This is a genomic window from Pseudomonas sp. AC083 (genome assembly GCF_979253165.1).
Genome location: NZ_CEEDDH010000031.1, coordinates 1 through 9,131 on the forward strand (window position 1 = coordinate 1; position 9,131 = coordinate 9,131).

The window sequence follows — 9,131 nt, forward strand, 5'->3', positions numbered from 1 at the left end:
ACCACCGAGATCTACACCATACACTGTTCGTCGGCAGCGTCAGATGTGTATAAGAGACAGGAGGAGGGCCGTAGAGTCTGAACCAGGCGAAGGCCAGCAGGTGCGCCAGGACAATCGCCACAAACAGCACCCCGAACAGGCGACCGAACAGGGTGTCGAAGCGCGCCTTCATCAACCGATGTCCCGCGCGTCGAACAGGTAACCCTCGCCGCGCACGGTCTTGATCAGTTGCGGGGCTTTCGGGTCGTCGCCGAGTTTCTGTCGCAGGCGCGAGACCAGCAGGTCGATGCTGCGGTCGAAAGCCTCGATCGAGCGACCACGAGCGGCGTCGAGCAGTTGTTCGCGGCTGAGCACGCGGCGCGGGCGTTCGATGAAGACCCAGAGCAGGCGGAATTCGGCGTTGGACAAGGGCACTACCAGGCCATTGTCGGCGACCACTTGGCGCAGGACGCTGTTCAGGCGCCAGTTGTCGAAGCGAATGTTCGCGCGCTGTTCGCTGCGGTCGTCGCGCACGCGGCGCAGGATGGTCTGGATGCGGGCGACCAGTTCGCGCGGTTCGAACGGTTTGGCCATGTAATCGTCGGCGCCCAGTTCCAGGCCGATGATGCGGTCGGTGGGTTCGCAGCGGGCGGTGAGCATCAGGATCGGGATGTCCGATTCGGCGCGCAGCCAGCGGCACAGCGACAGACCGTCTTCGCCGGGCAGCATCAGGTCGAGGACGATGACGTCGAAATGTTCGCCCAGCAGCGCCTGGCGCATCGCCGCGCCGTCGGTGACGCCGCTGGCGTGAATGTTGAAACGGGCGAGGTAATCGATCATCAGCTCGCGGATCGGCACGTCATCGTCGACGATCAGCGCGCGGATGCTCCAGCGCTTGTCGTCTTTGCTTTCATCCGTCACGGTTGTCGGGGTGCTGTGCATGGGGCTGTTCACTACCAGGGGTGGTTTCAGCATAGGCGTCCGGCCGAGAGGCGGGAAGTGCTGTTGTAAGGGCGTATTGCGCAGGGCGAGGCTAACCCGGGTGCGTGTTGCCGGCGTGTCGGCTGTGTATCGAAGTCGACACAATAGCCGTGCGGGCTAAGCTGATAACCGCCAGCGCGACGATTTACCGATCATCGGGTGCCGCGCCGCCGCCGGTTCCGCTACAATGCGCGCCGTTTTCGACCAGCCTGAGAGCCCATCCATGTCCGCCTGCCAGACTCCTATCATCGTCGCCCTGGATTTCCCCACCCGTGACGCCGCACTGAAGCTGGCCGACCAGTTGGACCCGAAGCTGTGCCGGGTCAAAGTGGGCAAGGAACTGTTCACCAGTTGCGCGGCGGAAATCGTCGGCACCCTGCGTGACAAGGGTTTTGAAGTGTTTCTGGACCTGAAATTCCACGACATTCCCAACACCACCGCAATGGCCGTGAAAGCCGCTGCCGAGATGGGCGTGTGGATGGTCAATGTGCACTGCTCCGGTGGCCTGCGCATGATGGCGGCCTGCCGCGAAGAGCTGGACAAGCGCAGTGGTCCGCAACCGTTGTTGATTGGTGTGACCGTGCTGACCAGCATGGAGCGCGAGGATCTGGCCGGTATCGGTCTGGATATCGAGCCGCAGGAACAAGTGCTGCGTCTGGCGGCACTGGCCGAGAAGGCCGGGATGGACGGTCTGGTGTGTTCGGCGCTGGAAGCGTCGGCGCTGAAAGCCGCGCACCCGTCGCTGCAACTGGTGACCCCGGGAATTCGCCCGGCAGGCAGCGCGCAGGACGACCAACGGCGCATTCTGACCCCGCGTCAGGCACTGGATGCCGGTTCCGATTATCTGGTGATCGGCCGTCCGATCAGCCAGGCGCCGAACCCGGCGCAGGCGTTGGCCGCGGTTGTAGCGGAAATTGCCTAAGCAACAGAACCTCTTGTAGGAGCGAGCCTGCTCGCGAAGAGGGAGTGTCAGTCGGCATCATTACCGACTGATCCACCGCTTCGCGAGCAGGCTCGCTCCCACATTGGTTTCAGGCGGGCCTTAAACCTTCAACACCAACTTGCCAAAGTTCTCGCCGTTGAACAGTTTCATCAGCGTCTCAGGGAACGTCTCCAGTCCCTCAACCACATCTTCCTTGCTCTTGAGCTGCCCGTTGGCCATCCAGCCGGCCATCTCCTGGGCGGCGCTGGCGAACTGCGCGGCGTAGTCCATCACCACAAAACCTTCCATCCGCGCGCGATTGACCAGCAGTGACAGGTAATTGGCCGGGCCTTTGACCGCTTCTTTATTGTTGTACTGGCTGATCGCGCCGCAGATCACCACGCGCGCCTTCATGTTCAAGCGGCTCAGCACCGCGTCGAGAATGTCGCCACCGACGTTATCGAAGTACACGTCCACGCCTTTCGGGCATTCGCGCTTCAGACCGGCCACGACGTCTTCGGCCTTGTAATCGATGGCGCCGTCAAAACCCAATTCGTCGATGAGGAATTTGCACTTGTCGGCCCCGCCGGCGATGCCGACGACGCGGCAGCCTTTGATTTTGGCGATCTGCCCGGCCACGCTGCCCACCGCACCTGCGGCGCCGGACAGCACCACGGTGTCACCGGCTTTCGGTGCGCCGACGTCGAGCAGGGCGAAGTAGGCGGTCATGCCGGTCATGCCCAGTGCAGACAAATAGCGTGGCAATGGCGCGAGTTTCTGGTCGACCTTGTAGAAACCGCGCGGCTCGCCGAGGAAATAATCCTGCACACCGAGGGCGCCATTGACGTAATCGCCGACGGCGAAGCCAGGATTGTTCGAGGCGATGACTTTTCCCACGCCCAGTGCGCGCATGACCTCACCGAGTCCGACCGGCGGGATGTAGGACTTGCCTTCGTTCATCCAACCGCGCATGGCCGGGTCGAGGGACAAGTATTCGTTTTTCACCAGAATCTGTCCTGCCTGTGGCTCGCCGACCGGTACTTCCTGATAAGTGAAAGTCTCGCGGGTCGCGGCGCCCACCGGGCGTTTGGCGAGCAGGAACTGGCGATTGGTCTGGTTGGTCATGACAGGCACTCGAATGGAATGAAGCCTTGTTGATAGCTCTTCAACGGCGATGTCGCAAGGTTGGCTGATACGGCGAATGCGAGTCGATCCAGTGCAGTGATGGTGACGGGGCGGGTTTCATCACTGCGGCGCATGCGCCGGTAAACAGCGATTGCATAGTGCTGACGTGCTTTCGCTGCCCTTGGCTATGCTGCGACGCCAACATCTCCCATTTTTTTTGCATTCGAGGACATAGCCATGAGCATGACGTTTTCCGGTCAGGTGGTTGTAATCACGGGAGCCGCCTACGGCATCGGCCGCGCGACAGCCCTGGCGTTTGCCGCCGAAGGCCTGAAAGTGGTGGTGGCTGACCTGGATGCGGCTGGAGGCGAAGGCACGGTGGCGCTGATTCGTACCGCCGGTGGCGAAGCGTCCTTCGTGCGCTGCGACGTGACGGTGGAAAGCGATGTAAAAAATCTGATGGGTGAGGTGATCAATACCTACGGTCGTCTCGACTATGCCTTCAACAACGCCGGGATCGAAATCGAGAAGGGCAAACTCGCCGACGGTACGCTGGACGAGTTCGACGCGATCATGGGCGTCAACGTCAAAGGCGTCTGGCTGTGCATGAAGTATCAGTTGCCGTTGCTGTTGGCGCAGGGCGGTGGCGCGATCGTCAACACGGCGTCGGTAGCCGGGCTGGGCGCAGCGCCGAAAATGAGCATCTACGCGGCGTCGAAACATGCGGTGATCGGCCTGACCAAGTCGGCGGCGATCGAATACGCGAAAAAGAAAATCCGCGTCAACGCAGTGTGCCCGGCAGTGATCGATACGGACATGTTCCGCCGTGCCTACGAAGCCGACCCGAAGAAGGCCGAATTCGCCAACGCCATGCACCCGGTCGGGCGCATTGGCAAGGTCGAGGAAATCGCCAGCGCGGTGCTGTATCTGTGCAGCGATGGCGCAGCGTTCACCACTGGGCATTCGCTGGCGGTGGATGGCGGCGTGACAGCGTTCTGAAGGTTGCCGTAATTTTAAGAACCCGCCTGCGTGCGGGTTTTTTGTACCTCGCGGTTGGTCCGTGTGAATACCGCTAAACAATGTGTATCAAACCGTTAGAACTGCCGCATTTGGCGGTGTTGTCGCACAGCCTCGGCGGCGCGGCTGTGATTTACTGCTGCCAGCAAAACTGACAGGAGTTTGCGAGCTCATGGAACTGAGAATTGATCGACAGGCAATGGTGCCGGTCGTGCAGCAGATCGTCGACGGAATGACTGACTGGATTGTGCAAAGCGGTATCCCGCCGGCCACCCGGTTGCCCTCCGTACGGCAAATCGCCCGGGGTAATCTGCTCAGCCAGTCGTGTGTCGTCGAAGCCTGCGAGCGCCTGGTTTCGCAGGGCGTATTGAGCACGCGTCAGGGCGCGGGATTCATCGTCGCGGCCTCGCCGCCGTTGCGCGAAACGGACTCGGAACTGGCAGTGTTCGAGGGCCGCCATGCGTGGTGCGATGAGGTGAGCGCTTCGACGGGCCGCTTGATCTTGGGGCAAGGAGGCTTGCCGCCGAGCTGGCGTGAGCCCGACGACCTCAGCTACGCATTACGCGAGGTGGCGCGCACCGACATGGCCAGCCTGTTCAACTACAGCTCGCCGCTGGGCCTGCCAGCGTTGCGCGAGCAAATTGCCAAGCGCCTGAAACTGCTGCATATCGACGCCTGCAGTGCTCGGCTCATGAGTACCAGCGGTGCCAGTCATGCGCTCGATCTGATCGTGCGCACCCTGTTCAAGGCCGGCGACTGCGTGGTGGTGGAAACGCCTGGTTATGCACCGTTGTTTGACCTGCTGCGCCTGCACGGCGTACAGATGCTCGAAGTGCGTCGGACACCGAGCGGGCCGGACATCGACATGCTCGAGTCAGTGCTGCGTCAGTTTCGTCCCACTGCCTTGTTCATCGGCAGCCATCACCACAATCCCACCGGCAGCTGCCTGACGCCTGCGGTCGCCCAGCGTATCGTGCAGTTGAGCCAGACCTACGACCTGCGCGTGATCGAAGATGACGTCTACGCAGATCTGCACACCGGCAGCGGTACGCGGTTGGCGGCGCTGGACCATGGCGGCCGGGTCATTTATGTCGGCAGCTTCTCCAAGACACTGAGCAGTTCGTTGCGGGTCGGCTTTGTTCTGGGCGACAGCGAACTGCTGAAGCGCCTGGCCGAGGTCAAGATGATCAGCGGCCTGGGTTGCTCGAGGCTGGCCGAGGCGGTGCTGGCCAGGCTGATGGCGACCGGTGCGTATCGCAAACTGGTGCAGCGCCAGCGCCAGCGCTTGAATGCCGATCGCGCGGCGGCCTTGCAGGCCCTGGAAGATGCCGAGTGGGAAGTGTTCGGCAAGCCGGTTGGCGGCCTGTTCATCTGGGCGCGCGCACGGTCGAGCGATCAGGCGTCGGTACGCAGGCAGGCCCAGCGTTGCGGGCTGGAGTTATCGGCAGCGGATGCTTTCAGTCCCAGCGGTGAGTGCGGTGACTGGCAGCGCATCAATGTCGCCTGCGCCTGCGACCCGCGCGCCCGGCAGTTTTTTCGCAATACTTGCGCGGATCGACCTCCAGCATTCTGAAAACGACGCGGGCGTAGCTTTTTGCCATTATTCCGACGCCAGAGTCTTGTGCTGGTTCGAGCCCGTTGCGAATCTTCGGCAACAGACTTTGGCAGGGGACTACGCGCAATGATTTCGGCCGTGCAAGGACGTTTTGCCAACCTCGGTATGGCGAAAAAACTGGGTATCGGATTTGTGCTGGTCTTGCTGCTGACTGCATTGGTCGCGGCGATCGGTGTCTGGTCTCTGCAAACCATCAGCCTGCGTTTCGACGGCTTGAAGCAGATGTCCGCGCTCAACAGCGGCCTGCTCAAGGTGCGCCTGCTCGAGCAGGAATACGCCCTGCGCGGCAATCCGAAAACCGCCGATGCCTTGCGCGAAGGCGTCGATGGGCTGATCGCTCTTGCCGGCGAGCTCAAGGCACATTCCCCGGCCAATGTGCCGGTGATGAGCGATGTCGAGCAAGCCCTGGGCGCGTATCGCAAGGCCTTCGATGAGTTCGTCTCGCTGAGCCAGGCCAAGGACCTTGCGCTGGAGATGGCCAGTTGGTCGGTGTCCAGCGTGGCCAATAACCTCGACGTGTTGCAGAGCGGGCTGGCCGATGATGGCGCTTATACGTTGAAAGACACCGAGGGCAAGGACGGCGCGCAGTTCATCGAACAGGCCAATCAGGTCAGTCAGGTCTCGCGACTGATGCTGCAGGCGATGAACGAAGCGCGGGTGCGTCTGGATCAGAGCCGCAAGGGCGATGCCGACAATGCCAGCCAGGGCAACATCGAACAGGCCGCGCAAGCACAGGAGCAGGCCGAGGCGCTGAAAACCACGGTCAAGGACGAGGGCTATCTGACGGTGCTCAACGAAGTGTCGGGGCATATCGCCGGATTCAACGAGAAACTGGCTGAGTACACCGGTTTGCTGGCGCAAGAAAAAACGGTTTACGACCAACTGCATCAGCGCGCGGCGCAGGTGGTGGACCGGGTCAATCAGGCCTATGTCGCCGAAGATGCTTCGATGCAGGCAGAGCTGAAAAAGAATACGGTGTTGATCATTGGCTCTTCGGCGCTGGCCTTGTTGGTCGGATTACTCGCCGCGTGGCTGATCACGCGCCTGATCGTTGCGCCGCTGCGCAGTGTCATTCGTGTGGCGCAACAGATTGCTGCGGGTGATCTGACGGCGAAGGTCGAGGTGACGCGCCGCGATGAAATGGGTCAGCTGATGTTGGCGATGCAGCAGATGGCTGCCGGCCTCGGCACGATTGTCAGCGGCTTGCAGGCCGGGATCGAGCGCTTGGCCGGTTCCGCGCAATCGCTGTCGGCGGTGACCGAGCAGACCAATCTGGAGGTCAACAGCCAGAAGGAGGAAACCGAGCAGGTCGCCACCGCCATGAACCAGATGACCGCCACCGTGCATGACGTTGCGCGCAATGCCGAAGAGGCGGCGCTGGCGGCGCAGACGGCGGATGACAAGGTCGAGAGCGGCCAGCAGGTGGTGCGCCAGAGCATGGCGCGGATCGAGCAGTTGGCGGATTCAGCGACCTCGGCCAGTTCCAGCATCGAGAGCCTCAGTGCCGAGATCCAGAATATCGGCACGGTGCTTGAGGTGATCAAGAGCGTGGCCGAGCAGACCAATCTGTTGGCGCTGAACGCGGCGATCGAAGCAGCGCGGGCCGGCGAGCAGGGCAGGGGGTTTGCGGTGGTGGCCGATGAAGTGCGTGCACTGGCGCGGCGCACGCAGCAATCGACCGAGGAGATCGAGCGCTTGGTCAGCGCCTTGCGAGCGGCGGCGCAGTCGTCGGTGCAGCAGATTCGCAGCAGTGGCGAGCTGGTGAAGCTGGCGGTCAGTGATGCGTTGCAGACCGAGAGTGCGCTGGGGAGTATTGCGGCGGCGGTGTCGTTGATTCAGCAGATGAATCAGCAGATCGCGGCGGCGGCGGAGGAGCAGAGTTCAGTGGCGGAGGAGATCAATCGCAGTGTTACGCAGATTCGTGCGAGCGCGGATCACTCTTCCGTGGCCATGCGTGGGAATGCGGCTTCGAGTGTTGAGCTGGCGCAGTTGGGCGGGGAGTTGCGCTCGATGGTTGGGCATTTTCGGCTTTGAGTCTTGGCGGCCTTTGGGCTGACCAGGCTCTTGGGGTTTGGGTGAATATCCGCTTTTGCTTTTCTGTGGGAGCTGGCTTGCCAGCGAAGGCGGCCTGACAGCCGACCGATTTTTAGCTGAGAACACTGCTTCCCAATGTGGGAGCGAGCCTGCTCGCGAAAGCGGTCTTCAAGTCACATCCTCTTTCAAGTCGGCCACAAAAAAGCCACCTGTAACGGTGGCTTCTTTACCAGTATTCGCGCTTCAGTCGTAAATCACTTTCTTCTTCCAGTCCGCATCGGCTTCGACATCCTTCAAGCCGGCGGTCAGTTGGTTTTCTTCACCTTCCACCGGGGCAATCTTGTCCATGACCTGGGCGTTGGCTCGGGCGAGGAGTTTTTCCAGGTATTGCAGTTGCTCGGCATACATCTGCGGGTCCTGCTGTTTGCGCAGGTATTGCACGCCGCGTTCGAAGGCGAGGCGGGCCTGGCCGGGTTGGTTTTGTTGCAGTGACTGTTGGCCGAGGTTGTTGAAGAACTCGATGTGCAGCAGCACGAGGATGTGGCGCACTTCGCGAATCCATTGTTTGGCTTCGTTCGGTGGCAGGAAACCGTCGTGGGCGGCGCGGGTGATCTGGCCGTGCAGGGCTTCGAGGAGGAAGCGCACGTCTTTGGCTTTGGCTTCGGTCAGGATCGGCGCGGGCGGGTTGTTCACCGGGATCGATTCGCCTTGGGCAACGAGGGCGCTGAGTTCGGTGATGCGGGCCTTGGTGGTTGCGCTGGTCTTTTCCAGATTGAGCAGGCGCTGGCAGACGTTGAGTTCCAGGCGGGTCAGCAGCAGTTTCAGCGCCGGGGTCATGAACTGGCCGGGGAAGGTTTCGGTCAGTTCGCCGCAGCGGCGCAGGCGGTCGTTGAGTTCGACTTTGGTGCGGGCCTTCTCCAGTTTGTTGTTTTCCACCACATGGTTCATGTAGCCAATGGCGATCAGAATTGCGATCCCGGCTACGACTAGCAGGGTGATCATGAGTGGTGTCACCGGTAAGACCTCTTCATAGGGTTCGCATGCGAGTGTAGTGGCTGGGCATTTAGGCGCCTAGCGCCGATCGACGGGTTTGATCGGCTGCTGCAATCTGTATCGGCCGCCAGCTGTATAGATGAATGCTGGCGCTTGATGTGCAGATTGCCATCATGTGCGGTGACTATAACGTCTTGGCGAGTGGCGGAATATAGGCGTCAGGTTTCGGACGACGGAAAAGCCCTACGCGGCCCGTAATCCAGGTCGAAGTCATTGATTTAAATAAATTTATATCAGGGGGTTGACGACCCCTCAATCCATCCATAGAATGCGCGCCACTTGCAGCGTAAAGCACACAGCGAAACGCGGCAGGGAGTGAATGTTGTAGTGTGTCCCCTTCGTCTAGTGGCCTAGGACACCGCCCTTTCACGGCGGTAACAGGGGTTCGAGTCCCCTAGGGGACGC

At 61.3% G+C, this 9,131-nt stretch carries 7 protein-coding genes, 1 tRNA gene and 1 pseudogene; 6 read left to right on the forward strand and 3 right to left on the reverse strand.

Annotated features, from left to right (window positions below; translation table 11 throughout):
* Positions 1–171: 171 nt before the first annotated feature.
* Positions 172–921, reverse strand: coding sequence for a response regulator (locus AC0IXA_RS27010; RefSeq protein ID WP_471814853.1), 750 nt, complete (start codon positions 919–921; stop codon positions 172–174).
* A 262-nt stretch (positions 922–1,183) separates the two neighbouring features.
* On the opposite strand from AC0IXA_RS27010, the gene pyrF reads away from it, so the two are divergent.
* Positions 1,184–1,882: an orotidine-5'-phosphate decarboxylase gene (gene pyrF / locus AC0IXA_RS27015; RefSeq protein WP_110601737.1), complete on the forward strand. Its 699-nt coding sequence runs from the start codon at positions 1,184–1,186 to the stop codon at positions 1,880–1,882.
* 120 nt (positions 1,883–2,002) lie between these two features.
* Here pyrF and AC0IXA_RS27020 read toward each other — a convergent pair whose 3' ends face one another.
* Complete coding sequence (locus AC0IXA_RS27020; protein WP_471814854.1) at positions 2,003–3,007, reverse strand: NADP-dependent oxidoreductase; 1,005 nt, start codon at positions 3,005–3,007, stop codon at positions 2,003–2,005.
* 237 nt (positions 3,008–3,244) lie between these two features.
* Between AC0IXA_RS27020 and AC0IXA_RS27025 the strand changes: the two genes are divergently transcribed.
* The 4 genes and pseudogenes from AC0IXA_RS27025 to AC0IXA_RS27040 all read left to right on the forward strand — a co-directional run bounded on the left by AC0IXA_RS27025 (position 3,245) and on the right by AC0IXA_RS27040 (position 7,673).
* Positions 3,245–4,006 carry an SDR family oxidoreductase gene (locus tag AC0IXA_RS27025; RefSeq protein WP_400504328.1) on the forward strand — a complete coding sequence of 254 codons (762 nt, stop codon included), beginning with the start codon at positions 3,245–3,247 and terminating at the stop codon, positions 4,004–4,006.
* A gap of 190 nt (positions 4,007–4,196) precedes the next feature.
* Positions 4,197–5,597, forward strand: coding sequence for an aminotransferase-like domain-containing protein (locus tag AC0IXA_RS27030; protein WP_471814855.1), 1,401 nt, complete (start codon positions 4,197–4,199; stop codon positions 5,595–5,597).
* 990 nt (positions 5,598–6,587) lie between these two features.
* Positions 6,588–6,812, forward strand: a pseudogene (locus tag AC0IXA_RS27035) (HAMP domain-containing protein); the annotation flags it as partial.
* Entirely contained in the window at positions 6,810–7,673 is an 864-nt protein-coding gene (locus tag AC0IXA_RS27040) for a methyl-accepting chemotaxis protein (RefSeq protein ID WP_371699606.1), read from the forward strand. The pseudogene AC0IXA_RS27035 and the gene AC0IXA_RS27040, both read left to right, overlap by 3 nt.
* Before the next feature lie 243 nt (positions 7,674–7,916).
* On the opposite strand, the gene AC0IXA_RS27045 is transcribed toward AC0IXA_RS27040, so the two are convergent.
* Positions 7,917–8,675 carry a hypothetical protein gene (locus tag AC0IXA_RS27045; RefSeq protein WP_039764159.1) on the reverse strand — a complete coding sequence of 253 codons (759 nt, stop codon included), beginning with the start codon at positions 8,673–8,675 and terminating at the stop codon, positions 7,917–7,919.
* 382 nt (positions 8,676–9,057) lie between these two features.
* Here AC0IXA_RS27045 and AC0IXA_RS27050 point away from each other — a divergent pair.
* Positions 9,058–9,130, forward strand: a tRNA-Glu gene (locus AC0IXA_RS27050).
* Position 9,131 lies beyond the last annotated feature (1 nt).